Source organism: Rhodoplanes sp. P11 (assembly GCF_964266735.1).
In the GTDB taxonomy this organism is placed as follows: Bacteria; Pseudomonadota; Alphaproteobacteria; order Rhizobiales; family Xanthobacteraceae; genus Rhodoplanes; species Rhodoplanes serenus.
Genome location: NZ_CAXWGY010000001.1, coordinates 1,521,194 through 1,546,016, shown reverse-complemented (window position 1 = coordinate 1,546,016; position 24,823 = coordinate 1,521,194). Strand labels below are relative to the sequence as shown.

Annotated in this window: 34 protein-coding genes; 2 read left to right on the top strand and 32 right to left on the bottom strand. The window is 67.5% G+C overall.

What is annotated here, in order from left to right; genetic code table 11:
• The first annotated feature begins 64 nt into the window (after positions 1–64).
• Positions 65–382, top strand: a complete 318-nt coding sequence (locus ACFQUV_RS06995) for a hypothetical protein (RefSeq protein WP_129608058.1) — start codon at positions 65–67, stop codon at positions 380–382.
• Between the two features lie 7 nt (positions 383–389).
• Here ACFQUV_RS06995 and ACFQUV_RS06990 read toward each other — a convergent pair whose 3' ends face one another.
• From ACFQUV_RS06990 to ACFQUV_RS06950, 9 genes are all read right to left on the bottom strand, one after another.
• A complete protein-coding gene (locus ACFQUV_RS06990; RefSeq protein ID WP_280176745.1) occupies positions 390–518 on the bottom strand; it encodes a hypothetical protein in 129 nt (42 codons plus the stop codon).
• A 98-nt stretch (positions 519–616) separates the two neighbouring features.
• Positions 617–964, bottom strand: a complete 348-nt coding sequence (locus ACFQUV_RS06985) for a hypothetical protein (RefSeq protein ID WP_129608057.1) — start codon at positions 962–964, stop codon at positions 617–619.
• On the bottom strand, positions 961–1,377 hold the full coding sequence (locus ACFQUV_RS06980; RefSeq protein WP_129608056.1) for a hypothetical protein: 417 nt from the start codon (positions 1,375–1,377) through the stop codon (positions 961–963). The genes ACFQUV_RS06985 and ACFQUV_RS06980 overlap by 4 nt, the downstream gene beginning before the upstream one ends.
• A gap of 11 nt (positions 1,378–1,388) precedes the next feature.
• Positions 1,389–1,805 (bottom strand): hypothetical protein, encoded by a 417-nt coding sequence (locus tag ACFQUV_RS06975; RefSeq protein WP_129608055.1) that lies wholly within the window; start codon positions 1,803–1,805, stop codon positions 1,389–1,391.
• Positions 1,806–1,877: 72 nt separating this feature from the next.
• On the bottom strand, positions 1,878–2,330 hold the full coding sequence (locus tag ACFQUV_RS06970) for a phage tail terminator-like protein (RefSeq protein WP_129608054.1): 453 nt from the start codon (positions 2,328–2,330) through the stop codon (positions 1,878–1,880).
• Between the two features lie 161 nt (positions 2,331–2,491).
• Positions 2,492–2,947, bottom strand: coding sequence for a DUF2513 domain-containing protein (locus ACFQUV_RS06965; protein WP_129608053.1), 456 nt, complete (start codon positions 2,945–2,947; stop codon positions 2,492–2,494).
• Positions 2,948–3,331: 384 nt separating this feature from the next.
• Positions 3,332–3,778: a hypothetical protein gene (locus tag ACFQUV_RS06960; RefSeq protein ID WP_129608052.1), complete on the bottom strand. Its 447-nt coding sequence runs from the start codon at positions 3,776–3,778 to the stop codon at positions 3,332–3,334.
• On the bottom strand, positions 3,775–4,395 hold the full coding sequence (locus ACFQUV_RS06955) for a hypothetical protein (protein ID WP_129608051.1): 621 nt from the start codon (positions 4,393–4,395) through the stop codon (positions 3,775–3,777). The genes ACFQUV_RS06960 and ACFQUV_RS06955 overlap by 4 nt, the downstream gene beginning before the upstream one ends.
• Before the next feature lie 139 nt (positions 4,396–4,534).
• Positions 4,535–4,990: a hypothetical protein gene (locus ACFQUV_RS06950; protein ID WP_129608050.1), complete on the bottom strand. Its 456-nt coding sequence runs from the start codon at positions 4,988–4,990 to the stop codon at positions 4,535–4,537.
• A 644-nt stretch (positions 4,991–5,634) separates the two neighbouring features.
• Here ACFQUV_RS06950 and ACFQUV_RS06945 point away from each other — a divergent pair.
• Positions 5,635–6,159, top strand: coding sequence for a hypothetical protein (locus ACFQUV_RS06945; RefSeq protein WP_129608048.1), 525 nt, complete (start codon positions 5,635–5,637; stop codon positions 6,157–6,159).
• A 4-nt stretch (positions 6,160–6,163) separates the two neighbouring features.
• Here ACFQUV_RS06945 and ACFQUV_RS06940 read toward each other — a convergent pair whose 3' ends face one another.
• The 23 genes from ACFQUV_RS06940 to ACFQUV_RS06830 form a co-directional block, all read right to left on the bottom strand.
• Positions 6,164–6,613 carry an HK97 gp10 family phage protein gene (locus tag ACFQUV_RS06940; RefSeq protein ID WP_129608047.1) on the bottom strand — a complete coding sequence of 150 codons (450 nt, stop codon included), beginning with the start codon at positions 6,611–6,613 and terminating at the stop codon, positions 6,164–6,166.
• 10 nt (positions 6,614–6,623) lie between these two features.
• A complete protein-coding gene (locus tag ACFQUV_RS06935; protein WP_129608046.1) occupies positions 6,624–7,739 on the bottom strand; it encodes a phage minor head protein in 1,116 nt (371 codons plus the stop codon).
• Complete coding sequence (locus ACFQUV_RS06930; protein WP_129608045.1) at positions 7,739–8,101, bottom strand: hypothetical protein; 363 nt, start codon at positions 8,099–8,101, stop codon at positions 7,739–7,741. Before ACFQUV_RS06930 ends, ACFQUV_RS06935 begins: the two co-directional genes overlap by 1 nt.
• The gene (locus ACFQUV_RS06925) at positions 8,101–8,574 is read right to left on the bottom strand and encodes a DnaT-like ssDNA-binding protein (RefSeq protein WP_129608044.1); all 474 of its coding nucleotides are present in this window, start codon (positions 8,572–8,574) and stop codon (positions 8,101–8,103) included. Before ACFQUV_RS06925 ends, ACFQUV_RS06930 begins: the two co-directional genes overlap by 1 nt.
• A 3-nt stretch (positions 8,575–8,577) precedes the next feature.
• Positions 8,578–8,808 (bottom strand): hypothetical protein, encoded by a 231-nt coding sequence (locus ACFQUV_RS06920; protein ID WP_129608043.1) that lies wholly within the window; start codon positions 8,806–8,808, stop codon positions 8,578–8,580.
• Positions 8,809–8,811: 3 nt separating this feature from the next.
• On the bottom strand, positions 8,812–9,762 hold the full coding sequence (locus tag ACFQUV_RS06915) for a DUF2184 domain-containing protein (protein WP_129608042.1): 951 nt from the start codon (positions 9,760–9,762) through the stop codon (positions 8,812–8,814).
• A 14-nt stretch (positions 9,763–9,776) separates the two neighbouring features.
• Positions 9,777–10,223 (bottom strand): DUF2190 family protein, encoded by a 447-nt coding sequence (locus ACFQUV_RS06910; protein WP_129608041.1) that lies wholly within the window; start codon positions 10,221–10,223, stop codon positions 9,777–9,779.
• Positions 10,223–11,317 carry a DUF2213 domain-containing protein gene (locus ACFQUV_RS06905; RefSeq protein ID WP_129608040.1) on the bottom strand — a complete coding sequence of 365 codons (1,095 nt, stop codon included), beginning with the start codon at positions 11,315–11,317 and terminating at the stop codon, positions 10,223–10,225. The genes ACFQUV_RS06910 and ACFQUV_RS06905 overlap by 1 nt, the downstream gene beginning before the upstream one ends.
• 3 nt (positions 11,318–11,320) lie before the next feature.
• Entirely contained in the window at positions 11,321–12,697 is a 1,377-nt protein-coding gene (locus ACFQUV_RS06900; RefSeq protein ID WP_129608039.1) for a DUF1073 domain-containing protein, read from the bottom strand.
• The gene (locus ACFQUV_RS06895; protein ID WP_207211388.1) at positions 12,697–14,022 is read right to left on the bottom strand and encodes a DNA-packaging protein; all 1,326 of its coding nucleotides are present in this window, start codon (positions 14,020–14,022) and stop codon (positions 12,697–12,699) included. The genes ACFQUV_RS06900 and ACFQUV_RS06895 overlap by 1 nt, the downstream gene beginning before the upstream one ends.
• Entirely contained in the window at positions 13,958–14,428 is a 471-nt protein-coding gene (locus ACFQUV_RS06890) for a tRNA isopentenyl-2-thiomethyl-A-37 hydroxylase MiaE (protein WP_129608038.1), read from the bottom strand. The genes ACFQUV_RS06895 and ACFQUV_RS06890 overlap by 65 nt, the downstream gene beginning before the upstream one ends.
• Positions 14,429–14,639: 211 nt before the next feature.
• Positions 14,640–15,269 (bottom strand): transcription termination/antitermination NusG family protein, encoded by a 630-nt coding sequence (locus ACFQUV_RS06885; protein WP_378394437.1) that lies wholly within the window; start codon positions 15,267–15,269, stop codon positions 14,640–14,642.
• Positions 15,266–15,634, bottom strand: a complete 369-nt coding sequence (locus tag ACFQUV_RS06880) for a hypothetical protein (RefSeq protein WP_129608036.1) — start codon at positions 15,632–15,634, stop codon at positions 15,266–15,268. Before ACFQUV_RS06880 ends, ACFQUV_RS06885 begins: the two co-directional genes overlap by 4 nt.
• A 199-nt stretch (positions 15,635–15,833) precedes the next feature.
• On the bottom strand, positions 15,834–18,014 hold the full coding sequence (locus tag ACFQUV_RS06875) for an AAA family ATPase (RefSeq protein WP_159373857.1): 2,181 nt from the start codon (positions 18,012–18,014) through the stop codon (positions 15,834–15,836).
• Between the two features lie 8 nt (positions 18,015–18,022).
• Entirely contained in the window at positions 18,023–18,340 is a 318-nt protein-coding gene (locus ACFQUV_RS06870; RefSeq protein ID WP_129608034.1) for a hypothetical protein, read from the bottom strand.
• Positions 18,337–18,528: a helix-turn-helix domain-containing protein gene (locus ACFQUV_RS06865; protein WP_129608033.1), complete on the bottom strand. Its 192-nt coding sequence runs from the start codon at positions 18,526–18,528 to the stop codon at positions 18,337–18,339. The genes ACFQUV_RS06870 and ACFQUV_RS06865 overlap by 4 nt, the downstream gene beginning before the upstream one ends.
• Positions 18,525–20,147: a DEAD/DEAH box helicase gene (locus ACFQUV_RS06860; protein WP_129608032.1), complete on the bottom strand. Its 1,623-nt coding sequence runs from the start codon at positions 20,145–20,147 to the stop codon at positions 18,525–18,527. The genes ACFQUV_RS06865 and ACFQUV_RS06860 overlap by 4 nt, the downstream gene beginning before the upstream one ends.
• Complete coding sequence (locus tag ACFQUV_RS06855) at positions 20,144–20,341, bottom strand: hypothetical protein (protein WP_129608031.1); 198 nt, start codon at positions 20,339–20,341, stop codon at positions 20,144–20,146. The genes ACFQUV_RS06860 and ACFQUV_RS06855 overlap by 4 nt, the downstream gene beginning before the upstream one ends.
• Positions 20,338–20,649, bottom strand: coding sequence for a hypothetical protein (locus ACFQUV_RS06850; protein WP_129608030.1), 312 nt, complete (start codon positions 20,647–20,649; stop codon positions 20,338–20,340). Before ACFQUV_RS06850 ends, ACFQUV_RS06855 begins: the two co-directional genes overlap by 4 nt.
• Entirely contained in the window at positions 20,646–21,545 is a 900-nt protein-coding gene (locus ACFQUV_RS06845) for a site-specific DNA-methyltransferase (RefSeq protein WP_129608029.1), read from the bottom strand. Before ACFQUV_RS06845 ends, ACFQUV_RS06850 begins: the two co-directional genes overlap by 4 nt.
• Positions 21,538–22,422 (bottom strand): DNA cytosine methyltransferase, encoded by an 885-nt coding sequence (locus ACFQUV_RS06840; protein ID WP_244601479.1) that lies wholly within the window; start codon positions 22,420–22,422, stop codon positions 21,538–21,540. Before ACFQUV_RS06840 ends, ACFQUV_RS06845 begins: the two co-directional genes overlap by 8 nt.
• Positions 22,419–23,834 carry a helicase-related protein gene (locus ACFQUV_RS06835; RefSeq protein ID WP_244595254.1) on the bottom strand — a complete coding sequence of 472 codons (1,416 nt, stop codon included), beginning with the start codon at positions 23,832–23,834 and terminating at the stop codon, positions 22,419–22,421. Before ACFQUV_RS06835 ends, ACFQUV_RS06840 begins: the two co-directional genes overlap by 4 nt.
• A complete protein-coding gene (locus ACFQUV_RS06830; protein WP_129608028.1) occupies positions 23,831–24,790 on the bottom strand; it encodes an oxidoreductase in 960 nt (319 codons plus the stop codon). The genes ACFQUV_RS06835 and ACFQUV_RS06830 overlap by 4 nt, the downstream gene beginning before the upstream one ends.
• Positions 24,791–24,823: the final 33 nt, after the last annotated feature.

Sequence of the window (24,823 nt, the reverse complement as noted above, 5' to 3'; positions counted from 1 at the left end):
CTACCTGACGTTGCGAGAGCTGGCGAGAGGAGTTAGGCTTGGCGCTCTTTTGGGAGCTGAAACGATGCTGAGGGCGACCGTTTTCTTGGCTGCATTGATCTGCTCATGCGCTGCATTTGCGCAGGACAGACCGCCATACGACGGTCAGCTTCGCTGTATTCTTTCCGCAGCCGAACAACTACCGCGAGTGCAAGGTCTAGTAGTCACATCGAGCAGAATTGCCGAACTTCCAAAAGAAATGAAGGTCGACAACCGCGGTCCAGAAGCCCTCGGAGTCGAGATCGAGTTCAACGCCGCTGGTCAACACGCTAAAGCTTTCTTCGCGTGCATTCACATGCCGGGAAAACCCGTGTCGATCGTCCCAATCTCCATGACGCGCTGAACGCCTCTCACCCCATCCAAGCGTCGAACGTCTCGGCGGTCAGCTCCGACACCGGCGTCTGGGCTCTCCTGGTCTCGACCTTCTCTTCGCTGCCGAAGATCGCCTTGAGCATGTCGTAACGGCCGTCGTGGGCCATCCGGATGTGCTCCATGTTGGCGGCGAGCGCGGCGTCCGGCGTCCATCCGAGCCAGCCGGTGGCGACGCCGAACAGCCATTCGCAGTACTGCGCGAACGTCAGCTCGTCGCCTCGCCGTTTCCCTCGTCGGGCTCCGGATTGATCGGCTTGCCACCGTTGGTCAGCATCGCGATGTACTGCATCACCGGGAGGCGCAGGTCCTGCAACCCGGTCGCGAACACCTTCTCGGTGACGGACTTGATGTCGCCGTCGCGGGCACCGATCGCCTTGGCGACGATGAACCCTGTCGCCTCCAGGTCGAGCGCCTGCACCCGGCGGTGCGCCTCCTGGAGGTTACCGAACATCTGGTTGATGGCGATGCCGGCCCCGAGCGTGGGCCGCAGCGTCGCAGGCGAGCCGGCCAGGGTGATGCCGACCTCGCCGGCAGTGATCCGAGAGTCCTTCACAGCGTGATCCCCAAGTTGAGCATGCGCACCGCGAGCACGGTGGTCGAGCGGGCGATGCCGAGCAGCACCACGTCCTTGCCGCTGCCGGTCATGTCGGCCTCGGGCGCGATGCCGCCGGCCGTGGCCGACAGGTAGTAGCGGGCACCCTTGGTGAGCGCGGCGTTCAGTGTGAGATCGCCGGCCTTCATGTAGACGATCGGCTGGCCGGTCGCGCCGCCGTTGAGCGCGATGCCGACCGGCGAGCGCGCGATGTTGCCGGCCGTGCCGGCGTCGCAGTCGGCAAGCTGAAGGACGCCGTTGGCGTCGATGTAGACCGCCTGCCCGGCCGTGATGGTGGCACCGGCCGTGCCCTGCGCCGTGACGGCGTCGGACCCGGCGACGACGGCCGTGGCGGTGATCGAGATGTCGGCCATGATGTGGCTCCTCAGGTCGCCGCGACGCGGACGAGGTTCGAATTGCGGCGGATCGAGGTGACGAGCTGCTTGACGCTGTTGCTCTGGCCCATCTCCTCGCGGGCGGTCAGCACGATGCCGACGAACAGCCGCGTGGTCGGGGTCGTCGTTCCGTCGCCGAAGGTCACCTTGAACGGATAGTTGGCCTTGGACTTGCGCGCCGCGACGATCGCGACCTGCCCCGGATCACCGTAGTCGAGCCCGAAGGTCTGATCGATCGCGGGCGGCGTCTCGGTGCCGGCGACGGTCTGCTGAATGTCGTCGCCGATCAGGTCGTAGGTTATCGCGGACGACTCCTCTCCGAGCGGGCCGGCGGTGTTCCACTTGCCGACCTCGGACCAGGTCACGCCGGAGAAGCTCGCGGCATTGAGATTCGACGCGGGCTCCATGGGCGCGGACCCGATATAGAACCGCGAACCCGCAACGGATTGCAGGGCCATTTCGTCGCCTCCTTTGAGGGGTTAGGACAAAACGTCGTAATGAGCCGTGATCGGCACCTGCACGACCACGTCCTCGATCAGCTCACCAGCGATGCGGGGCGGCCGACTGATCCGGATGCGCAGCCCACCGCGCTCGATGATGGTGCCGAGCGCGAACCGATCGGCGATGGCTCCGGCCACCTCTCGCGGGGCGGTGATGCCGGCACCGGCCGGCCAGCACACCGAGACCTGCAACATCCCGCCGCGGCGGATGTGACGGCCGCTCAGGTCGATGCCCTCTGGCTGGCCGGGCAGCACGTAGACCCGCAGATAACGCTGGTCGTCCGGTGGGGTGAACGGCACGTTCGGCCAGGCGATCGGCAGCACGCCCGGCATGGTCCGCAGGCGGTCGAACAGCGCAAGGCCGATGATCGTTTCCGGATGGTTCGCCATCGTGCTACGGTCCGCGGCTATGTCCGAAAAGCTGTCCGACAACCAAGTTCACGATGCGCTTCACGCCGCGATCGAAGCATTGGGGGAGCGCGACGCCACGACCGTGCGCGGTCGCACCGCGCTTGAAGCGGCGAGGAAGGCGCTGCGGCTGCTGCAAGCCGGTCTCGTGTTTGCGATGGTGAGGGAGGAGGAGAAGGAGGGCTCTACAGCCCCAGCCTCGTCTTCGCCCAATGCTCCACAGCCGCCGTCGCGACGGACTTGATGACGGAAAGCGGCAGCGACGCCAGCTCGGCCGCAGAGAGCTTCGTCTTGAGCTGATTCCAGACCGTGTCGTTCTTGAGTGACGCGACGAAGTCGTGACCTTCCCAGGTCAGATCGCGCACGAGAATGAAGGCGTAAGGCCGCCCAATGACCCGACTCTCGAGTCCGTCGATCATTCCCGCGGCAAACAGAAGCTCGATATGGTGCCCAACAACCAGATCGTCCTCACCGTCGATCTTGATCTCGCGTGGCGTGAGGTCGGTCTTCGCCTCGATGGCGAGCATGACCTTCCGCACCATCTCCATGTCGCGCCGCACTTTGATCCCCCGGAGCGTATCCAGGGAAATCGTATAGACGTCGCCAGTCTCGGCAACGCGAACGGAAGCGGAATCGGTCATCGTTTTTCTCAATGGAAGATGGAGAGGTCAGGACAACCTGACCTCTCCTGATGCCGGCCTAGCCGATCCAATCCACGGCTCACCTAGCCGCGACATGCCGAGCCATTCCGGGCCGTGCCTGCCTTGCCTGCCGAGCCTCGCCAAGCCAAGCCGCACCTCGACGCGCCATTCCGTGCCGTGCCTCACCTGCCTTGCCTGCCCTGCCTTGCCTTGTCTGACCAAGCCAGTCCGGGCCGTGCCGTACTCCGCCACACCATGCCGTAGCTCGCCCCGCCATGCGTCTCCGCGCGCCGACGCGCCATTCCACGCCTGCCTTAGCGGGCCTGACCTCACCATGCCAAGCCCTGCGTTTCCGTGCCTCGCCTGCCGTGCCAAACTCAATCGTTACGCCACGTCCTTGGTGGCGAACTGCTCGTTCACCTTGTCGATCTCGGCGAACACCGCCGCCAGCTCGACGAGGCTCTCGTACTTCGCTCGCACACGCCGAAGCTCGGAGAGAGCGTCACGCAGCATCGTCTCACGAAGCGCCGGAACGCGCACGACGTCCTCGATCTGCCGATAGCCGCCGCCGTTCGAGCGGTCGACGGTCAGTGACACCGTCTTCCGCTCTCCCGTCTCGGTGACGACGTGGAGCGCGATCAGGCGACGCGCTTGCCACAGCCGATACTGCTTCGCCGCCTCGTCGTCGCGCCATTCGAAACTGGCATACAGCGCAGAGTCGGGGTTCTTCTCGGCCCACTCGACCACATCCTTCGGATCGAGCATTTCCTTGTTGCCACGGATCAGATCCAGCTCACGCTGAAGCTGCTCCTTCTGAGCGCGCGTTGTCATGCCTGCACCTCGAAGAGACCCCAGCCCATGCCAGCGCTGTTCTTGCTGTCGGGGCGCCCCTCGCCAATGCCGACCTGAGCGCCGACGCGAGCGAGGAGATTGACGACGTCTTGCGCCGAGAACTGAGAAGCATCCCACCGAACGCGCACCGTCGCGGCCCACTGCTCCCACATCGGGCGCCAGCGGATGTCCGGGACGCCGGTGGCGTTGCGAACCATGCCCTCGTGAACGCGCGGCTCGCCGATGATCTTGACCAGCGGCGTCCCATCCTCGGCGTCGAACCCGTCGGCCTCAACGAACACGCTGAGCTTCGCCAGCGTCATCTTGAAGCCGATGATGCGGCACGCCGAGATCATCGCGTTCCGAAACGATGGCGCGGGAATGCCGATCCAGCCATCGCGGCTGCGATGGATCGCCGCCTCGTATGTGGCTTGGAAGTCCTTCGCCTCGCGCGCCCTGCCCTTCTTCGCCTGCGAGCCGGCACGCTGCTTTTCGGCCATCTGTTGCAGCATCTTGTGGCCGAACTTGTTCTGAACGTATGGGCTAACGCCGACGATCCTGATGTCGGCCATCTCGAACTTCGGCGGTTGGATCACCACCGTTCTTGCGTCACTCATCTGATCAGTCTCCTTCGGCGCCCGGCCGGCCAAGCCACAGGCGCAGTGGGTCGCTCTCGCGAACACCGGGGCCGAAGGAGGTCCCGTTGATCGCGCCTAACCCCCTTGGCCTCGGGGGAACTCGAATTGTCAGATCAGGTCAGAACACCAGCGCGTCCGGCGTCACCATCCGGTCGAGCATCTCGATCTTGCAGACGGCCTTGGCGATGATCAGCGCATCGATCGTCGCGCGCGATACCTCGCTGCTCGGGTAGTTCTGGTGGTCGTGGCTGACGAGCACGCGATCGCTGGAGACGCGCGTGATGCGGCACAACTTCGGCGCACCGAGCATGTCCAGCACGTAGATGCCGTTGCCGGCGAACCCGTCCATCGGCGCGACCATCACGAAGTCGCTGACGTCCAGCGTCGGGACCATGTTGTCGGCCGTGACCGGCATCGGCCGAAGCCGGTCGCCGGCATCGGGCAGGATCGGCGCGGGCTTGGTGACCGCGGCGGCCGGCTCGTGCCCGTCGCGCTCGGCGCGGGCGAAGGCCGACGCGACGAAGGGGTCGCAGAACAGGGTCGAAAGGCGTAAAGAAGGCGCAGCCTGGGCCATGGGATCGCTCCGTGGTTCGGGTCAGGGCCGCCTTGGTGTTCCAGCACCTTGGCGGCCCGCTAATTTCGTGATATCAAGATCGCACCATGAAGTCAACTGGTGAAATCACGAAATCAAGACGAAAGCGACCGGCTTCCACTGGAGAGCCTGTCCTTGTTCGTCTTCAGCCCGATTTCCTCGCCGCCCTCGACGCTTGGCGCCGCGTTCAGCCCGATCTTCCGGGCCGACCCGAGGCGATCCGGCGGTTGCTCGAACAGGCGTTGAAGCCCAAAATCGGCAGATGAGTCGAACGATACCGTAGCTGCCGGACCAATTGACGGAACCGATGCTGATCTGACGCACTTGCGGTGTACATGCCGAGGTGCAATGTTCCGTAAATCTTCGATGGCAATCTAGCCGCAACCGGAGCGCTGCTATGAAGCGAGCCATCAATCGAGCCATGCAAGGCGAAGACCTTCGAGACCTCCACCAGTCGTTGGTCTCCGCATTTTTGGCGGGGCTGTACGCCGGTATGGCGTCGCCGCTTCTGTTCACGCTTAAGCCGCCGAAGCTGCGCCACCAGGATTTCGGGGCGTCAACGGAACAGGCGTGGCGGAACGTCGGAGGCCATATGCGCCGGGTGGTCCATACCAAAGCACCCGCACATGAACGAGCCGCTTGACCCGCCGAATTCAGACCGACTCCCTAGCGTGCCCGCAGAACTCCGGAAGGCAATTGAAGAGCGCCTTCCGGAGCAAGTTCGTCGGCTTCCTCCGGACATCAAAGAGCAGACCATCGAGGTCGCCGCATCCCTCAGCGTCGAGTATTCTGGATCGATCCCGCCATGGCCTGTCGTTGCGGGATGGGAAAAGAACCACCCAGGGGCAGCCGATCGATTTCTCAAGCTCGTCGAGAACGAACAAGAAGCGATGATCCGCAATGTCGATGATTGCCGACATCGCAATGATCGATTTCGCATCCTTGGTCTCGTCATTGGCGGACTTCTGATCGCTGCGCAGCTCGGCTGTGCCATCTTCTCATTGTGGCTCCAATACCCGTACATTGCCGCCTTATTCCTCGGGACCGGAGTGACGAGCGTCGTTGTGGCATTCCTCCGACTGACAGCATCGCCAACGCCCGCTGAACCTCCTGCGCCAGAGAAGCCGAAGACCCGCAAGACGAAGCGTTAACGGCCTACCGACCGGCTGCCACCCGATCCTTGAGGCGCTGGGCGACCCGACGGACGATGCTCTGCCACTGCTGAGCGGCGCCCCGCACGAAGCCGCGGGGCGGGCGGCCGCGCGCGCCATATTCGACGTGACGCGCATAGTTGGCGCTGTAGGACGCCACGATCCGGTCTCCGAGTTCCGCACCGCCGATCACCAGCGATGCTGCGTCGGGCGCGCCGTGGATGCCGCCGGGGTTCTCGCGGGTCGCCGGCACGGGATCTGCGTTGAGCGACACCTGAAGGCTCGACCGCAGGAACCCGGTGTCGACCGGCATCCGGCCGCCCTCGCCCACCGGGGTCTGCATCTCCTCTATGACCTCCTGCGCCGACTGGCGAAACACCGCCGTCATGCGCGCCTCGGTCTCGCGGACCCAGGCGGACACCTCGGCGGCGAAGTTGAGGTTCTGGACGGTCATGAGAGGCAGATTACTCTGGCCGCATGCCGATCAGAGTGCCGTCGGCACCGACGATCGCGCGCGGACCGACCGGCGCCGCGGGCGCCACCGGCTCTACCCCGCCCCGCTCCGCCGCCACCGCAGCAGCAAGGTGATCGATCCTGACGCTCATCCAGCAGCGGCACTGCACTGTCTCGCTCGCCGGCGCGTCCGGGTCGCCCGGAAACTGCAATCGCGCCCCGGAGGGCGACACGAACGCCGCCCGAAACCCGACCGCCTTGCCGTGCAGCGCCCGGTGGCTGTCGCGCACCCGCGCGTCGGACGACGACCGCCACACCTTCGTGACCGCGGCCTCGTCGACCTGGCCGAGCCCGATCGCCTGCTCGAATGCCTCGATCTGAGAGCGATGCAGCGCCCGCATCGCCTCGGTCCGCCCGATCACGTCGGCGCGGTACTTCAGGGCCCGGTTGCGATAGGCGGCGACCATCTTCGCGATCGTGCCGGGATCGAGCGGCGCGCCCTCGCGCAGCGCCTTCTCGACCGTCCTGTCGAACCGGCGATCCCGCAGAGCCCGGGTCAGCGCCGCCCGGTCGCCGCTCGCCAGCTCGGCCGCGTAGCGCCGGCACCACTCCTCCTGTGCGGCCGTGAGGCCGATCGCCCCGCCCTCGCGACGGCCGGTCGCCGGATTGATCCGGCCGACCAGGTCGACCGCGACGGTGCGCGGGTTGTCGCCCCGCTCCATGCCGGCAGTCAGGTGCTGCCGGATCGCCTGCCGCTGGTCGGCGATGATCTCGGTGACCAGCGCCGACGAGTGCTCGCGCAACCACGTCTCGGCGCGCGGGTTGCGCACATCGAACCGGACCTGGAGGCGATGTCCGCTCGGCTGCCGCAGCGCAGGGATGCGATCTGCGGTGTCCGAACCGCCCGCCTCGAACGCCTGCATGATCGCGGCATCGAGTGGCCGGAACGCCACCGGGTCGAGCCCGACCGTCTCGATCGCGCCGATGATGTCGCCGCGCTCCAGCAGCTCGGCGACCAGCGAGACCTGCACACGGTCCTGAATGGCGGCAATGGCCGCCAAGAATGCCCGGCGCAACACCGGGTCCCACTGCTCGACCAGGGCCTCGATGCCTCTGTTGCTGGCCATCAGCCGCGAGCCTGGATCTCGTACATCACGATGGTCCCGCCCGGCGCGAGCGGGCTGACCCGGACGATCTCCAGCGCGGTGCCGGCGATCACGATCCGGTCGGCCGCGCTCGGCTCGACCGCGAGGCCGCCGGCCGCGACCAGCACCTTGCGATCGGTGGCGCGGATCAGCGTGCCGTCGATCTCCCGCGCCTCGTAGTCGAGCACGACGAGTGTGCAGGGGTGATCGGTCGCCGGTCCCGGCGTCGGGTTCCACGGATCGCCGGACGGCGCGCCGGAGCGGCGAACGGCGCCAGCCTGGCCGAACCGCGCGATCAGGCGATCCGCGGTGGCGCGGCTGCGGGCGTAGTCGAAGGCTGCCATCAGATGACCAGGACGCCAGGCAACGGCGTGAAGAGCAGGTCGGCCAGCATCTCGTCGATGATGGTGACGACGGGCCGGATCGCGTCGGCGCCGAGCGCCGTGACGTCGCGGTATTCGGTCTCCAGCGGCCCCACCTTCTCGCGCTTCACCTGCTCGGCCGCGACATGGTCCGGCGACAGCGAACCGGGCGCGGCGAGTTCGCGCAGCGCCGCCTCGTAGGCGGCGTTCTCGACCGCCGGCGGCACGGCGCCGTCCGGCACCGCGAAGCCCTCGCGGGTCACGGCTCCGGTGCGCGGCCAGGCCAGTGCCTGCGCGTAACCGCCGGCCCGGATGCCGACGAAGCGGCGCCCGTACCGGCCGTCGATGTAGGCCGAGGCGCGCACCAAGGCCGGCAGTACGGCGCCGGCCGGCACGCTCGCGCCGACCAATGCCGCATACGCCGCCAGGCCCGCCTCGGTGCCGTAGTAGGCCATGGGTCAGCTCTTCCGGGGCTTCTTGTCGCCGCCATGCTGCGGGGCGGCCGCGGCCGGCGCGGCCGGCTCCGGCTCCGGCTCCGGCTCGCCGAACGCGAACCATCCGGTCCGGCGCGCCACCGCCAGCTCGGCGTCCGGCAGGTCGAGGTCGCGCGCCTCGCCGGGGCCGAGGAGAACGACGCCGGCCGTCGTGTTGACGCCGCGCGGTCCGGCTTGGGTGTTGGTGATCCGCATGGCTCAGATCCCGTCCAGATACCGCACGCTGGCCGGCCGCCGGATATCGACGCCGCCGAGCCGGAAGATGCCGGGAACCTCGTACAGGATCGGCCCGACCTGCCACGCGGGGAGGAACCGGAACGGCATCGGCAGGTGCATCTTCAGCACCTCGGGGCTGCGCCGGTAGGCGACCAGGCGCTTGGTGGAGCCGGCACCAGCCGTGTCGAGATAGCCGAACACGCCGCGAATGGTGAGCGTCTGCCCCGTGGTGCGGGTGTAGATGTTGTTGCGCTCGACCCACTCCAGAATGGTGGTCTGGTTGACCGTGTCGATCCGCCGGGTCGAAAGATCGAGCAGCACCGCATAGGGCAGCAGGATGGTGTCGGCGATCTCGGTGCCGAGCGAGCCGGTGAAGATGCCGGTGAGCTGGCCGTTGATGTCGCGCAGCACCTGGTCCGGCGTCTTGCTCGCGAACGTCGTGGCCGAGCCGGTGCCGTCGGCCGGCGCCGTGGTGGCGGTCGGGGTCGAGGCGTTGACGAGGCCGGTCAGGCCCTTCGCGGCGTCGCCGGTGATCGCGACCTTGTCGATGAACTCCTCGGCGACGCGGCGGGCCGCATTGGCCTTGTCGGTCGAGAGGTTCATGCCGAGGAGCTGCGCCTTGCCCAGCTCCTCCAGGTCGTAGCGATAGCCGATCGCCGCCATGCTGACCGTGGTCTCGAACTTCTCGCGCAGCAGCTCGACGTTGTTGATGTCCTGCGCCTTGCCCGAGAACCAGGCGGCGGCGCCGACCGAGTCCATCGAGAAGTAGGTGACGGAGTTGATCCACTCCGGCGCCGAGGTGTCGACCGGGATCAGGCCAGGATATTGGATGTCCTGGTAGCGGATCGCGTAGACCTGCGGCTCGATCAGCGCCGCCTGCTGGACGAGGAACGCCAGCGCGCGCTGCGGAGCGTCCATGGTGAGGATGTTCATGTCAGGTGCTCCTGTCAGCCGAGGCGGACCTTGGCGAGCCCGGCGCCGCTGGTCGACGAGTCGAACACCGCGTTCGCGATCGCCTGGTTGCCGCTCGACACGTTGGTGAACGCGCCGGTGGCCGGCACGAAGTAGACCGGATCACCCGCCGCGACCGCGACCGTGGCCTGCACCCAGATGACGCCCTTGGTCATCACGGCGGCGGTGGCGCCCTGCGGATAGAGGTCGGGCGTCGCGCCGGTCTGGGTCGGATCGAGCACCGTGATGCCGAGATATTTCGGCGAGGCCGACGATACCTTGATCTGGTTGTCGGCGGTGCCGCGCTGGGCGATCTTGCCGAAGCCGATGCCGGCCGCGGTCTCGACCAGGCGCGACACGATGACGGCGGGCTCGGAATTGGCCACCATGCCCTCGACCGCGGCGGCATGCGTGGCGGCGTAGCTGCTCTGGATCGTCGGCATCACGCGGCTCCTTTCTGTTGGCCCTTCCAGGCGTCCTGGAGGCCGGTGACCATGCTGGTATAGGCGGCGTCGGTGGTCTGGGCGGCCGGCGCCGGGCCGCTGCGCAGGGCATCACGGACCGGATCGGCGGGCTTCACGCCTTCGGCCAGGATGTCGAACCGGGCGTCGATGTAGGCAGCCGGCTTGTCCTTGATCGCCGCGTCGCCGATCTTGGCGGCGACCACGGCATGCCGGATCTCCGCGTCGCTCTTGCCGTCGGTGACGACGCCGGGCGCGATCGCCTTGGCCTTGGCGACGAGGTCGCCTCGGGCCCGCACAGCGGCGTCGAGCGCCGCGGCGTCGAGCACCTTGCCCTTGAGCGCGTCGATCTCGGCGTCCTTCTTGGCGAGATCGCCGTCCTTCGCGGCGATCGCCGCGGCGTGGTCGGTGTTCGCCTTGGCCAGCGCCGCGGTGGCATCGGCGAGCTGCTTCTGCACTTTGGACACGACCTGCGCGGCCGTGTCCGACATCTCGACGGTGATGCCGTCGACGGTCACCTTCTGGAGGGTCATGCCCTGCTCCTCGTCCGCGTCGTCGCCGATGCGACAGTCGGAACCAGCCCGGCCCGCGGACACGATGGCCAGGTGGTTGGCTCGGATGTTGGTCTGGACCGCGTCGTACGCTTCGCCTTCGGGCGTCTTGCCGGCATCGAACTTCAGGTCGCAGGTGTAGCCGCAGGACAGCTCGCGCTTACCGTCCTGCACGGCCGAGATCGCGGCAGCGTCCATCAGCACCATGGGGACGCGGACGAACGTGCCGTCTCGCGCCACCTCGTCGCCCGTAATCCCGACGCTGTGCCGGCGCCAGTTCTTGGCCGTGACCGCTTCATCCGGATGGTCGAGGGTGACGGGCCGGTGAGCGAGCGAGGCGAGCGCGTCGCGGGCGAAGACCTCCGCCTCGGGCCGGTAGACGCGCACGCGATCAAGGTCGGGGCGCCCGACCTCGCGGCCGGCGTAGATCTGGATGCCGGTCCGCGCGATCCGCGCGTCGGTCACGAGGTAGCCGTCCCCGGTGATGCGGACATCTCCGAGGGACACACGATCGGTGAGGTGCATGGATCAGGTCTCCGCGGTCGCGCCCTGCGGCTGCGCCTGGTCAGGCTGCTGCCCGTTCATTTCTTCGGCCGCGGCTTCTTCATCGCTCGGCGAAGCGCCCGGCTCCTCCGGGCTCTCATCGATCGCCTCCTCCAGGCCCGGATAGGTGCCGTCCTCGACGAGCTGATTGATCGTCGCCTTGGCCAGCGCATCGAGCGGGATCAGGCCCGAGTCGACATAGACCTTGGTGGTGCTCGCCTTCTTGCTGGCGATCTCGGCGCGCTGCGCCTCATCCATCTGCCAGAGCGGCGCCCAGCGATAGTGGACCTCGGGCGGCCGCGTGCCGAGCGCATGGCGGATCAGCATCTCGTCGAGCGGCGCCAGCGTCGGCCGCAGCTCGACCTGCTGCCGGGACCGCAGATTGTCGTAGTAGTTGCGGATGTCGCTCTCGCCCGTCGCGTTGAGCCCTGCCGGAGACTGACCGAGCAACCGCGTCACCGGGACATCCGCGGCGCCTGCGGCGATCTGCAAATACAACCGCATCAGCTCAGGGAACTGAGCGAAGTTGATGGTCTTCTGCTCCCATGTCTCGCCGCTCTCGCCATCGCCCTCGAGCAGCACCGCATTGATGGTGCTCTTGAGCTGGTTCATCAATGCGAACCGCTGAGTGAGGAGCGCGGTGCCCTGGGCGGTCGACAGCGTGTCGGAAAGCCCCGGCACCTTGATGACGTCGACCTTGGCCTCCGGGATCAAGCCGGCGATGTGCTGCTGCGACGATGCGGCGTTCTGCACCGCGTCGTAGACGACCTGCAACACGGAATCGCCCCAGCCATCCGCCACGGCGGTCAGGCGGTCGAGGATCGGCGCGCCCACGAACGCGATCACCCGCGACGGGTGGATGCGCACCGATGTGCCCGTCGCCGCCCGCATCTCGTACCAGGCCGGCCGGCCATAGAACGGCGACAGCACGTCGTGGACGATCTCGCCAGCCGTCAGCTCCTCGCGGCTGAGCACATGCAGATAGCGGATGCCGCCGGCACCGCTCCGGTCGGGCCGCAGCTCCTCGGCGACATCGGCGTCGTCGGTGCCGACATAGAGGCCAGCGCCGCCGAGCAGGCGCGCCCGCTGCAACGCCTCGGCGACCTTCTGCTGCACGCCGAGGGCGCGCTCCGCCTCCTCGATCGCCTCGATCTCGTCGTCCTCGGCCTGCCAGTCGCGCCACTCCCGCGTCATGTCGTGCGGGATGATGTCGACGATCTTGCGCGCCAGCCAGTCGCCGCGATGCATCGCGTTCAGCTCGGCCGGCGTGAGCAGCGGCGCGGTGAACGTGCTGTGGATGCTCTTGTCCTTCCCGGTGCCCAGCGCGGACACCAGGTTGGTGAGGCGGTCACGGAGCCACATCAGAGTGCCCTGAGCATCCCGTAGTGCGATCCGGTGATCATCAGCTCGGTCATGGCCCACACCAGCGCGTCGGCCCGGTCCGGCGACCCGTCGCCGATGAACCCCTCAGGGGTGAATGCGCACATCTGATCCTCGAGCGCGGGGAACGCGCCGACATGGCGGACCTTGCCCTGCTCGTAGAGCGCGGCGACCGGCTCGGCCCGGGCAACCTTGCCCCGGCTCGCCGTCACCTCGCGGAACGACACGGTGCGGTCCACGGTCCTGATCACGTGCTCGACCATGGCGCCGCCGAAATTCCGTTCCGCCACGATCCGGTCCGCCTTGAGCTCACGATAGGCCTCGACCGCACGTCGCCCCCATCCGTCGGGCGACAGCTTGCAGGTCCGGTCCGCGAGGACGTAGGCCATGCCGTCCGCGCCCTTGCCGGCCACAACGATGCCGATCTCGTCACCGTCGTCGCTCTGGCCCTTGGTGCCGCTCGGATCGACCGCGACCACGACGCGGATCAGCTCCGGCGCCTGCCTGACTCGCGCCGCGTCGATCATGGCCCGCGTCCACAGCGCGCCAGGCACGTCGTCGAGGATCTCGGCGTCGAGCTCCTGCCGGCCGAGCCGGGTGCCGGCGTAGCGCTCCTGGATCGACGCCATGAAGGCCGGCGCAAGGTTCGCGGCGTTGTCGCGCGTCCGGCCGCGCGTCACCACGGTCGACGGCGACGCCAGCACCTCTTTCAGCACCGGGATCGGCCGCGGCGTCGTGGTGACGAGCTGGCGCGGCCGGGTTCCGAGCCGAAGCCCGAACTGCAGCATGTCCCAGGTCTCGCGGGCGTAGGCCCACTTCGCGAGCTCGTCACACCAGGCGACGTCGAATTGCGGGCCGCGAAGCTGGTCCGGCTCGGTCGCATTGAACAGCGTCGCCACCGCGCCGTTCCGCCAGGTCAAGCGGCGCTTGCTCGGCTCGTAGCAGGGCCGGAATGCCGGCGGGTGGACGGCCAGGATGCCGCTGTCGCCCTCCACCATCACGTCGCGGGCGTCGGCCGCCGTCTCGGCGATCAGCGCGATCCGCTGGTAGGCGCCCCGGCCGAGCGGCGTCGCGCCGCAGACACAGGACCGCACCCACTCGGCGCCGGCCCGCGTCTTGCCGAAGCCGCGGCCCGCCAGGATCACCCAGGTGAGCCAGTCGCCGGGCGGCGCGATCTGCTCGGGCCGCGCCCAGAACATCCAGTCGTGCAGCAGCTCGTCGAGCTGCGCCGGCGTCAGGCCGTCAAGAACCCTCGCCCGATCCGCCGCCGGCAGCGAGGCGAGCGAGGCGGCCTTCGACGAGCTCACGGGCGCTCACATCCTGGGTCTCGATCGGCCCGCCGTCGCGGCCGGTCAGCTCGGTCGCGACGCGATCGCCGTACTTCTTCGGCGCCAGCTTCGCGGCCGCCCACTTTCTGGCGTCGACCTGCAAGCGCCGGTGCTCGATCATGTCGCCGCGGATGATCTTCTCACCCTTGTCGGTGATCTCGACCTTCTCGCCTTCCTGCGGATTGTCGGCGATCGTGAGAATCTCGGCAGCGAGTCGGTCGGCCTGACGCTCGCGCGCGCGGGCGTACATCTGGCGGAATTCTTCGTTGCTTTCCAGCCACCTATAGATGGTCCGCTCGTGCGGCCAGTTCGTCTTTGCCTCTGCGAGGAGATGCAGAGCGGCGCCACCGGCGATCGCCTCGCAAATCTCCTCGGCCACAGCCATGCTGAACTTCGACGGCCGGGCCACGGGAGCGCTCCAAACGCGATCGGCCCCACATCCGATCAGATGTGGGGCAAAACTGTTGATTTTCTGATGTGCGCGGCAGTCTTACTCGGGTGATCCCGAGTGCCTGAGCCGGTGCCCGTGGCCGGCTCGGAGGCGATGTCCCACGCCTGACGAGCGATTCGCTTATGCACCCGTCCACCCGAGCCGGTCAAGTCGGCCCGATGAAGTCTTCCGGCACCACGGCGGTGCCGAGCCCGCCGAACTCGACCCTGACGTGGTCGTGAGCCTCCAGCGCCACGACGGTGGTCAGCGAGCCCCGCAGCGTCGTTTCGAGCCATTCCACGACTTGGCCGGGCCGGTACTTTCTCCGGGTGGTCGGGTCGCTCAGGTTCGTTTCGATCGCCCGGAGTGGGCCGAGTAGCGCGTCACAGATCAGGACCAGGCGCGGCGTGGCATCCTGGCGCTCGTAGTGCATGAAGCCGCGAAAGCCGCGGGCCATGCTCAACGTGGCGTGCTCGAAATAGAGGGCTGGGATGAGCAGGTAGCCGGGGAGCAGCGGCTGATCGATCGCGGTCTTGACCTGCTTGACGCCGCGCCGACGGATCACCCGCTCGACCGGCAGCCAGCTCGGAATGCCGGACTGCTCCCACAGCCACGCGCGAACGCTGCGTTCGCGCTGCGGCTCGATGAGAGCGACGAGCCAATGGCTGTGCTCGCCTGCCGCAGGCGTCGGAATTTCGGTGGTGTTGGTCTTCATCGCCGGGTGCCTCTCGGTGAGGCTCCCGACGGTCGTGGGGTGCGCGGCGAGAAGGTGGCAGAGGGCGAGCGAAGGGGTCAAGGGGAGAGGCGCCATGCGAGGTGTGTTTCGCCCTTGTGCTGGGCGATGGTCAGTTCGATTCCTTCGCCGCATCCCTCGCACTCGAACGCGATCGCGAGACCGTGGCGTCGGTCGCTTGGGTTGTCCGATCTGGCATCAGCGACGGACGTTGCCGTCCCGGACCGATCGACGACCGTCATGACGAGGTCGTCCGAGTCCTCCCGCTGCCGCTCGAAGATCGTGACCCGTCCGTGATGCAGGCAATGGAACCCGCATCGGGGGCAGAGCAGAGCCCCGACCTGGTTGGCTTGGACCGCTGCGATTTTCATCGTGCTCCTGTTCCGCTTTTCTTGCGCCACCTTGCGCCACTGCGTCACCTTCTGCATTCCGCCCCCTAAAGGGGCGGAAATGCAAGGTGACGCAAACGGCGGTTTGTAACGTATAACTAATTGATTTTTAATTATTTTTGCCTGCGTCACCTTAAACCACCAAGGTGACGCAAATTTTCCGATTTTCCGCGTCACCCTGCGTCACCTTGCGTCACCTTGAAGCGTCAGGGTGACGCGCCCTTAGGATTCGCCATTACTAATCTCCGACAACCACCCATCGCCGCATGTGGCGCATGTCGTCGGGCGCCTCGACGACCCTCAGCGCGCCGCTGGCGATCCATCCCTTCAGGATACTCTTGAGCTTGTTCCGGCCATCCTTCTCCCCGCTTACCACCCCGAACAGGTCGCCGATTGCATGTCCAACCCAGTTCGACGACTGGGCATCCTCTCGCCACTTCGGCTCACGGCCGATCCGTCGCTTTGCCTCCTCGAGGTGATCGGCCGTCACCCCCTCGAACGCATCCGGCCACTCCCATGGCGTCGGCACGCCAACCTCGTCACCGTCGTCGATCAGCCCGCCCGATCCGTTCGGCAGCGTCACGGTCTCCATCTTGATCCAGCGCGATCGGTTCGGCGGCAGGGCGAGGTTCGCCTTGCCGTTGTCGATCCGGAAGAACTGCTTCCGCACGCCGCCGAGCGCCTGGTGCCCGATCTTCGCCTCCTCGTCCTCGGACATGCTGTTGAGCGCGCGCGCCGACCGCGCGGCCGAGATCAGGGCGACGGCGCCACGGGCGTGCTCGACCGTGACCTCGTCGCCCCCCGTCTTCCTGGCATGGTGGACGAGTTCGACCGAGCAGTTCGCCTCGTCGGCAATCCTGGCCCATGCCTTCGCCACGAGGTCGATCGAGTTGTTGTCGTTCTCGTTGACGCGATGGCTCGACACGAACGGATCGATGACGACCACGTCGATGCGATTCCGCTCGACCGACGCCAGGACCTTGTCGTAGTCGGGCACGCTGACGACGGCGCCGCCACGCAGCTCCTTGGCGATGCAGATTTCACGGCTGCGTCCGCTGTCCAGGAACAGCCCGTCCAGCTCGGATTGGCTGATGCCGTAGTGCAGGCAGATCGCGAGTATCCTGCGCTGCAGCTCCTCCATCGGGTCTTCGCCGTTCCACACCCACACCCGCGACGTGGACTCTACCGGGACGCCGAGGATCGGCCGGCCTGTGACCATGGCGACGGCCTCGGCGAGCACCAGCGAGGTCTTCCCGATGCCGCCAGGCGAGATGGTCGCGGTGACGAACTGGCGGATGTAGTGCCGGCCGTAGAGCCATTGGCGGCGCGGCAACCGCTTCGGGTCGGTCGCCGTCCACGGCGTGGCGTCGAATTCGTCTTGCGGCGCCGCCGCTGACGGAGCGGGGCGGCCAGCCAGGAGCTGTTCGGTCAGCGTCTTGCCGAGCGCCTCGGCGGCGCCGAATTTCTCCCGGCATCGCGCGACCTCCTTGCCGAGATCGTCGCGGTCCGCGTGCTTGGCGCCGATCCCTTCCGGGTGCACCTCGATCACGGCGACGATCTCGGCATCGGACAGGCCGGCCCGGATCATGGAGGCGATGACGGAGGCGATCGTCTCGGATCGGTCCTCCCCCTCGATCGGAGGCGCCTTGATCAACTTCCGGAGGCCGGCGCCGAGCCTGGACATGATCTCGGCGACGTCGCGGGCCGGTGCGGCCGGACCGAGGCCGTTCGCCTGTGGTCTTTCTCCACCGGGCGACGCTCCGAGCACGCGCCGCAGATCGTCCACGCTGGTCAGGGTGCCGTCCCACGGCTGCAGGACGGTCACCGGCTGCGGGTCACGCGGCCGGCCCCGCTCCCTCACCTTCTTGGCGTTCGGCCAATTGGCGGTGCCCGGGACGCGCCAGACGTGACTCGCATCCTTGGTGCCGTGATCGCCGCCGCTGGCTCTGGACAGCGCCTCCAGGAGCGGCTTGGCTTCGGCCAGCGGCAAGGCGCGATCGAACAGGATGAAGCCCTGGCGGTTCGCCGCCGGCACGGCAGAGGTTTGGAGGACGTAATTTGGCCCGACCGGCGACCGAGCCGAGCGCCCGGCGTCGGCATCGTCATCGGTCACTGCGCCGAGTGTGGCGATGACGTCGCGCTCCGACCCCTTCTCGCCGCGGCCGAGATTGCGGCGCATTACGGCGAGCGGCGCATAGACGTTGGCATCCGGGTGACCGGCATAGGCGAGCGCCGCCGCCGTCATGCCCTCGACGTCGCCGACCAGGAAGTGCTGCACGATGGCGAGCTTGCGCTTGGTGTCTGGGTTCTCGCCATAGACGCACAGCGGCAAAATGCCGTCGATGCCGGCCGCTAGCTCGTGCAGCATCTCGATGTGAGAGCGCACCACGTCCGCGTCAAATTCGATGCGCTCGGCCACATCGCACCTCAGAACGGCGGCTCGCCGCTCTCCAGCTCACGGCGGATCGCCTCGCCGAACTCTTCCACGATCCAGCGCACGAAGTCCGGCAACTCGTCGGCCGGGAAGGTGAAGTTCGTAGCCGGGAGCTGCTCGGCGACCGCCTTGCAGGCGCGCTCCTCGTAGATGTCGAACTTGGTGGCCATCGCGATCCTTCCGATCTTGGGCGGGCAGTCGGTGCAGAGCCAGCCGATGCGGCCGGGCCTACCGACCCCGCCGCCGGCCGCGCGCCGCGCGCAGACGAAGCACACGTCGGGGCAATTGAGGCGGTGGGCCGGGATGGTCACGCCGGCAACTCCCCGCGCAGCTTCGCATCGGCGACGGCGACCTGGATGGTCCGGGTGGTCACACCGAGGCGTTCGGCGATCGCCTTCTGTGCGACGCCGCGCTTCACCAGCTCGACGATCTTCGCCGCGCGCTCGTCGGCCTCGCGGCGGCGCGTCTGCCTATCGCCATAACGCCGACCGTTCATCACGCCGCCCTCTCCCGCTGCTCGTAGCGCCGCCCGACCACCTCGAAATACTTCCCGCTCGGCCGCACCTGGATCGCGGCCGGACAGCGCAGCTCGGCGAGCCGCGACAGGGCCTCGTCGGTGGTGCGCGGCGGCGACATCAGCCCGTGTCCTGCGATTGCTCGTATCCACCAAGATTCTGCTTTCGATCGCGCGAATCCGACATGCTGGAAGCACACCCACTCGCGGTGGACCGTCATGCCGGCCAGATACTCGACCCGCATGCTCGGCGGACTTCCATACTTCTCGTGCCGGTAGTACTTGACCGCGTCGACCGCGACCCATGCCGGTGCGCCGCGCGAGATGATCGCGGTCTCGGCATCGGCCGTCGCCTCGTGCTTCGGCTCGTCGCGCACCGGCCATTCGTGTCCGCAGGTCGGGCAGGCCCGCGCGTTGAGCGCCACCAGCGTCGCGCACTCCGGGCACTCCTTGGCCCGCACCTCGGCCTCGCCATCGCCTTCGCCACCCTTCGGCCCCGCTCCGGGCTCGACCGCGTCGACCGGTCCGTGGCGACGGACGTTGCCGGCGAAATCCAGGATCAGACAGTTCTCTTTCCCGTCGGCCAGCCGCGTTCCGCGGCCGACGATCTGGACGTAGAGACCGGTCGATAGGGTTGGACGCAGCATCGCGACGAGGTCGACCTGCGGGGCATCGAATCCGGTGGTCAACACCATCGCGTTGGTGAGGCACCTGATTTGCCCGGCCTTGAACGCTGCGATCAGCCGGTCGCGCTCGCCGCTCGGCGTCTCGCCGGTCACCGCGGCGCACGAGACGCCGCGCGATCTGATTTCCTCGGCGACGTGCGCGGCGTGCTGCACTCCAGAGCAGAACACCAACCAGGACCGCCGGTCGGCGCCGAACGTCACGATCTCGTCGACCGCGGCGCGGGTGATCCAGTCCTTGTCGACCGCGACCTCCAGCGCGCCGGCGACGAACTCGCCGCCCCGCCGTGCGACGCCACGGGTATCGAGCGCGGTCGCCGTCGCCTTGCTGACCAGCTGCGACAGGTAACCGTCGTCGATGCCGCGACCGATCCCGTAGCTGTAGGCGATCTGATCGAACAGTCGCCCCTCGCCGCGGTCGAGCCGCCCGCTGTCGAGCCGGTACGGCGTCGCGGTGAACCCGGCGATCCGCATGTCGGGGACGCCGTCCCGAAGTCTGCCGAGCAGCTTCTGGTACATGCCGTCGCCGGCGCGCGGAATTAAATGCGCTTCGTCGACCAGCACGATGTCGCGCTTGCCGATCGAGTGGCAGTCGTCGCGCTGCACCGACTGAATCGAGGCGAACAGCACCTGCGAGAACCGATCGCGGCGGCCGAGCCCGGCCGAGTTGATGCCGGCCGGCGCCTGCGGCCACGTCCGCACCAGCGCCTGAAAGTTCTGGGCGACCAGCTCCCTGACATGGACGAGCATCAGCACCCGCATGTCCGGATAGGTCTCGATCAGCTCGCGGACCAGCGTGGCGATGACCACCGACTTGCCGGTGCCAGTCGCCATCTCGACGAGTGGGTTGCCGCCGCCGCGCCCCCAGAAATCCCACAGGGCATCGATCGCGGCACGTTGGTACGGGCGCAATTCGATCACCGGCCCACCTCCTCGGCTACACGACGTGCGCACTCGGTGAGGTTGACGGTCGGTCCACTGTCCTCACCCTCATCCGTCTCATACCAACTCGTCGCGACGTGATCGCCAGTCGCGCGGCGCACCTCCAGGCGCCATCCCTCGCCTTCGAACCAAGCATCAAGTGCGGCCTCGATCCTTCTTTCCAGCGGATTCACGATCCGACCTCCTGGACCAGCCGATCCACCACGGCCCCGATGATGCTGCTCGGCTCGTCGCCAGCCGTCCGCGTGACGGCGTGCCTGATCACGTCGACCGGCACGCCATGCTGGAGCGCCAAGCTGATCAGGATGGCGCCGTCACGGCTGACCGCCTCGACGCCAGACCCGGCCTTGGTGCCGGTGACGAACACCTCTCCGGGCCTACCGTCGTCATAGAACCCGATCGACACGGTGAACGACATGCTGTCGTGCCTTAGGTCGAATGTCTCGACCGCGCGCCGCTCGGGAAGGATTGCGCGGGTCATGACGCGCTCGACAGCAGGTCGCCGGCGAAGGTCTCCGCCTCGCGGGCCTGAAGGTTGCGCACGGCCTGCCGGAAATAGCTCTCCTTGAGTTCGGCGCCAATGAAGCGGCGCCCGCAGCGCAGCGCCATGTAACCCTCGCTGCCGATCCCCATGAACGGAGACAGCACGACGTCGCCGGGATTGGACCAGAGCCGAATGGCACGCTCGATCAGGTCAAGCTGCAACGGACAAAGGTGCTTCTCGTCCTTGTCTTCACGTGCGGCGCGCACGTTGAGGACGTTGGTCTGGTTGATGTCCATCCAGACCGGGCTGGCCCAGTCCTGCCACTGCGTGACCGGGAAATGCGCGGCGTCCTGGCCGACCGGGTCGGCCGACTTTTCGTCGCTCGGTGTCTTGCGGAACACCAGCACGTAATCAGGCATCCCCTGGCGCGACCGCGTGCTGTCCTTCTGCAACTGCTTGTAGAGCAGCCCGAGCGCCTTGGTCCGCTGCATTTCGACGACGGGGTCCTTCCACACCGTGATTCGGCTGTGGTACGTCCAGCCGGCCGCGATGTGCGCACGGATGATGTCGCCCGGCATGTCGTAGATGCCGACCTCGCCATGCGTCGTCTTGGTTCGCGGCAGGTCCGAGCAGTGAACAGCGGTCAACCGGCCCGGCTTGGTGACGCGGTGAAGCTGCGCGAGCAGGAACCCGTACTGCGTGAAGAACTCGGCCTCGTTCTTCACGTTGCCCATGTCACGCTCGCTGTCGCTGTAGATGAACAAATGCGCGAACGGCGGGCTGTAGATCGAGAACCCGACGCTCTCGGTCGGAAGACCAGACACGATCTCGACGCAGTCGGCGTGGTATGCGCTGTAGCGATCGGTGATTTCCTGGGCGAAGACGTTAGGCATGGCGGGCCTCGTTGATGATCTTGATCGCGGCTGAGATGAACGCTGCCGCGACTTGCGGGACGATGGCGTTGCCGTAGGCGCGCAGTCGTCCCACTCGTCCGGTAGCCCCATGAGCCAGCGGCTGAAGGCCGGGTTGAGTTGGCCGCGCTTTTCCGTCGGTGCAGGGGAGCCAGACGAGATCAGACCAACAGCCTGCTCGTTGAGCGGTCGCGCGTTGCGCTCCATCGTCTCCGAGCTCGCGCGGCCATCCCGCCAGTCCCGCGCCGCCGGCGTCGCCCATCCGGCGAAGCGCGCAGCGTCCGTCAGCGTCGTCCCGCTGTGCCGTCCGCTCTCTGTCGAGTAGCCCGCCGCGCCGCTGCTCGCGGCGTCCTGCCGTGTCGGCGTAGGCCACCCACCACAGCCGTTCTCTGATGTGCGGCGCGCCGACGCTGCAAGCCGGGGCAATCGCCGCCCGGCAGGCGTAACCAGTTCCTTCCAGGTCATCGAAAACAAGATCGAGCCAGCCGTGCCGGATGGCGGCAGCCACCTGCTCTCCAAAGATGATCGGAGGTCGGCATTCGCGGATGAGATCGAACCACACGGGCCAGAAGTGGCGGTCGTCGGCGGTGCCGCGTCCGCGTCCTGCCGAGCTGAATGGCTGGCATGGACATGATCCGGTCCAGACAGGCGCATCGTCTGGCCATCCAGCGAGCTGCAAGGCGAGATCCCATCCGGCGATGCCGGCGAAGAAGTGAGCGCGCTCGCAGCCGTCGAGATCGGCGGGTCTGACATCGCGAATGCTCCTCTCGTCGACCACGCCATCAGTGATGTGACCGGCGCTGATCAGGTTGCGCAGCCACGCCGCGGCGAACGGGTCGATCTCGTTGTAGTAGGTCACGCGCAGAGCCACGTCGGCAGACGCGCCTCCTGATCGGGCTGATACAGCTTCCGGCTCTGCTCTTCGCGCACCGATCGCCGCATCGCAGCGACCATCTCTCGCTTCATCGCCTCGTGGTCGCCGGACTTGCGCTCGACCACGGCCCAGATCGCGCGCTCGGTATCGGCGCAGACGACGTGAATCTGAACGGGCCTCCGCTGGCCGAACCGCCAGCTTCGCCGGATCGCCTGATAGAATGCCTCGTAGCTGAACGAGATGCCGGCGAAGCACTGGAGCGCGCAATGCTGCCAGTTGAGGCCGAACCCGGCGATGCTGGGCTTGGTGACAATCACCCGCTCGCGCCCCTCCGAGAATGCGACGAGCCGGCGCTCCTTCTCCTCGACCTTCATGCCGCCGCGGACTTCCATCGCGCCGGGAAGCCGCGCCATCACGGCGTCGGCTTCGTAGTCGGTGTCGACCCAGACGATCCACGCCTCGGTCGGATCGGAGGCGAGCAACTCGGCGACTCGGTCGGCGCGCTGCTCGATGGTCAGGCGCTTCTCGTGGTGGATGCTCGTCGCTGAGGTGTCCGGGATGCGGAACAGCCTACCCTGCCCGGCCAGTTTGCCATTGCGCTCCTCGCCGGCATCGGTCATCCGATCGGCCCGCACCTCATGGTGGGTGATCGTGATCTCTGGCAAAGCGAAGCCGGCGTCGTCGAAGCCGAGATCGCTCGGCCGCCCGACGCAACGCGACCAGCTCGCCACCCACGACCAGAAATCGGCGCGGGCGTGGCCTTTGATTCTCCAGGTCCCCGTGTCGGCAGTGTCGTTGATGAACCAGATCGGCAGCATCTCGTCGCGCCGCATCGCACCGAGGAACTCGGAATGGGTGCCCACCTCGGTATGGTCGTTTGGGGCCGGCGTCGCGGTGCAGGCCAGCCGGAACGGGGTCCTGGCGAACGTTTCGATCAGGGCGCGGCACGTCCGGCCGGCGAAGTTCTTGAGGATGCTCGACTCGTCCAGGATGATGCCGGCGAAGCGGCCTGCGTCGAACCTGTCGAGGCGGTCGTAGTTCGTGATGTAGATGCGCTTCGCGCCGACCTCGTCGCCCGATCGGACCACGGCGGCGTCGATCCCGAACTTCTCGGCCTCGCGGGCGTGTTGCTGCGCCACGGCGAGCGGCGCCAGCATGAGCACGGGCTTGTTGGTGTGTTCGACGACGACGCGGCCCCAGTCGAGCGCGCAGAGGCTCTTGCCGAGGCCGGTGTCGAGGAACAGCGCGGCGCGGCCCTTGCGCAGCGCGAATTCGGTCGAGTGTGCCTGATGCGGGAACATGGCGGAGTTGAGCGGCGGGACGACGCTCAGACCGTCACCTGCGAAGGCGACCCGCTTCGACGCGATGAAGTTGCGGTAGGCGGAGAGGTCGTTCATGCCACCCTCCCGTCGATCCACTCGCGCCCGTCAGAGAGCCGATACTTGACCCACCGCTCGCCGGCATCGATCTGCTCGCCCGGGATCAGATCGGGCAGGTAGAGATGCGCCGAGCAGCCGGCCTGCTGCTCATCGTAGCTGCGCTCACGGCCCGTCTGGGCACAGCGGACGATCGCGCCGTCCTCGAACGCGGCCGAGAGGCAGGTTCGGCAGTTCTGGCGGGCGAAAGCGCGCTCATGGCAGAGCGCGAGTGCCGGGCACCATTGGCAGGCGAACGCCGCCTTGCTGGCGGGGTCGTCGTGCAGGCGCGGCGGCGCTCGGTCCGTGCCGGCGAGCCGGGCGACGCGCGACTCGACCCGGAGCGCGAATTCGGCGTCGTACTCGACACGCTCCGCGTACAGCTCGTCGGTGTTCTTGTTGACGGCGAGGTAGAGCGCGCGGCGCAGCCCCGTCGCGTGCATGTAGAGCTGGCACTGTGTGAAGTGCTCCGGCTTGGCGCGGCGCAACCCCTCGCCTTTCGGGGGTGCGTGCTTCACCAGCTCCTTGAACGAGCGATCGTTGTGGGACTTGGTCTCGACCACGTGCTCGGTCTTGGGGGCCTCGGGCAGTCCGACGGCGCGGCCGTCCATCTTGCCGCGCAGCCAGCCGTGGGCGAGCGGGACGGCGAACTGCCGGCCGGTCGCCGGATCAAGCCGGACGACCGCGACGCCGGCCGCCTCCAGATCGTCGAGCAGGCGATCTTCCTCACGACGGCCGGTCTCGAACCGGCGCTGTCGCGGCCCATCGAGCCGCTCCGGCGCCGCGGCCCAGCGCAGGCCGTACCACACGGCCCGGTCGCATTCGTTGGCGGCGGCGCCCATCGGGACGCCGCGGCTGTCGCCCTGGCGGGCGCGCGCCACGAGCGCGGCATAGAGCACCTCGACGGTGTGAGAAATTGGCTGCGGGAGCTCAGGCATGATAATCCCGTGCCGCCCGAAGGCGGTTCATCC

Excerpts from the sequence above, each read along its gene's own strand:
- ACFQUV_RS06900 (WP_129608039.1), bottom strand. The coding sequence starts at position 12,697 with ATGTGGCTCCGTGACCGCCTCACCAACCTGGTGTCCGCGCTGGGCACC.
- ACFQUV_RS06880 (WP_129608036.1), bottom strand. The coding sequence starts at position 15,634 with ATGCAGAAGGTGACGCAGTGGCGCAAGGTGGCGCAAGAAAAGCGGAAC.
- ACFQUV_RS06905 (WP_129608040.1), bottom strand. The coding sequence starts at position 11,317 with ATGCACCTCACCGATCGTGTGTCCCTCGGAGATGTCCGCATCACCGGG.
- ACFQUV_RS06980 (WP_129608056.1), bottom strand. The coding sequence starts at position 1,377 with ATGGCCGACATCTCGATCACCGCCACGGCCGTCGTCGCCGGGTCCGAC.
- ACFQUV_RS06925 (WP_129608044.1), bottom strand. The coding sequence starts at position 8,574 with ATGGCCTACTACGGCACCGAGGCGGGCCTGGCGGCGTATGCGGCATTG.
- ACFQUV_RS06830 (WP_129608028.1), bottom strand. The coding sequence starts at position 24,790 with ATGCCTGAGCTCCCGCAGCCAATTTCTCACACCGTCGAGGTGCTCTAT.
- ACFQUV_RS06995 (WP_129608058.1), top strand. The coding sequence starts at position 65 with ATGCTGAGGGCGACCGTTTTCTTGGCTGCATTGATCTGCTCATGCGCT.
- ACFQUV_RS06945 (WP_129608048.1), top strand. The coding sequence starts at position 5,635 with ATGAACGAGCCGCTTGACCCGCCGAATTCAGACCGACTCCCTAGCGTG.
- ACFQUV_RS06835 (WP_244595254.1), bottom strand. The coding sequence starts at position 23,834 with ATGAACGACCTCTCCGCCTACCGCAACTTCATCGCGTCGAAGCGGGTC.
- ACFQUV_RS06960 (WP_129608052.1), bottom strand. The coding sequence starts at position 3,778 with ATGACAACGCGCGCTCAGAAGGAGCAGCTTCAGCGTGAGCTGGATCTG.
- ACFQUV_RS06975 (WP_129608055.1), bottom strand. The coding sequence starts at position 1,805 with ATGGAGCCCGCGTCGAATCTCAATGCCGCGAGCTTCTCCGGCGTGACC.
- ACFQUV_RS06935 (WP_129608046.1), bottom strand. The coding sequence starts at position 7,739 with ATGGCCAGCAACAGAGGCATCGAGGCCCTGGTCGAGCAGTGGGACCCG.
- ACFQUV_RS06850 (WP_129608030.1), bottom strand. The coding sequence starts at position 20,649 with ATGACCCGCGCAATCCTTCCCGAGCGGCGCGCGGTCGAGACATTCGAC.
- ACFQUV_RS06845 (WP_129608029.1), bottom strand. The coding sequence starts at position 21,545 with ATGCCTAACGTCTTCGCCCAGGAAATCACCGATCGCTACAGCGCATAC.
- ACFQUV_RS06910 (WP_129608041.1), bottom strand. The coding sequence starts at position 10,223 with ATGCCGACGATCCAGAGCAGCTACGCCGCCACGCATGCCGCCGCGGTC.
- ACFQUV_RS06940 (WP_129608047.1), bottom strand. The coding sequence starts at position 6,613 with ATGACCGTCCAGAACCTCAACTTCGCCGCCGAGGTGTCCGCCTGGGTC.
- ACFQUV_RS06890 (WP_129608038.1), bottom strand. The coding sequence starts at position 14,428 with ATGGCTGTGGCCGAGGAGATTTGCGAGGCGATCGCCGGTGGCGCCGCT.
- ACFQUV_RS06990 (WP_280176745.1), bottom strand. The coding sequence starts at position 518 with ATGGCCCACGACGGCCGTTACGACATGCTCAAGGCGATCTTCGGCAGC.
- ACFQUV_RS06920 (WP_129608043.1), bottom strand. The coding sequence starts at position 8,808 with ATGCGGATCACCAACACCCAAGCCGGACCGCGCGGCGTCAACACGACG.
- ACFQUV_RS06950 (WP_129608050.1), bottom strand. The coding sequence starts at position 4,990 with ATGGCCCAGGCTGCGCCTTCTTTACGCCTTTCGACCCTGTTCTGCGAC.
- ACFQUV_RS06915 (WP_129608042.1), bottom strand. The coding sequence starts at position 9,762 with ATGAACATCCTCACCATGGACGCTCCGCAGCGCGCGCTGGCGTTCCTC.
- ACFQUV_RS06965 (WP_129608053.1), bottom strand. The coding sequence starts at position 2,947 with ATGACCGATTCCGCTTCCGTTCGCGTTGCCGAGACTGGCGACGTCTAT.
- ACFQUV_RS06930 (WP_129608045.1), bottom strand. The coding sequence starts at position 8,101 with ATGGCAGCCTTCGACTACGCCCGCAGCCGCGCCACCGCGGATCGCCTG.
- ACFQUV_RS06955 (WP_129608051.1), bottom strand. The coding sequence starts at position 4,395 with ATGAGTGACGCAAGAACGGTGGTGATCCAACCGCCGAAGTTCGAGATG.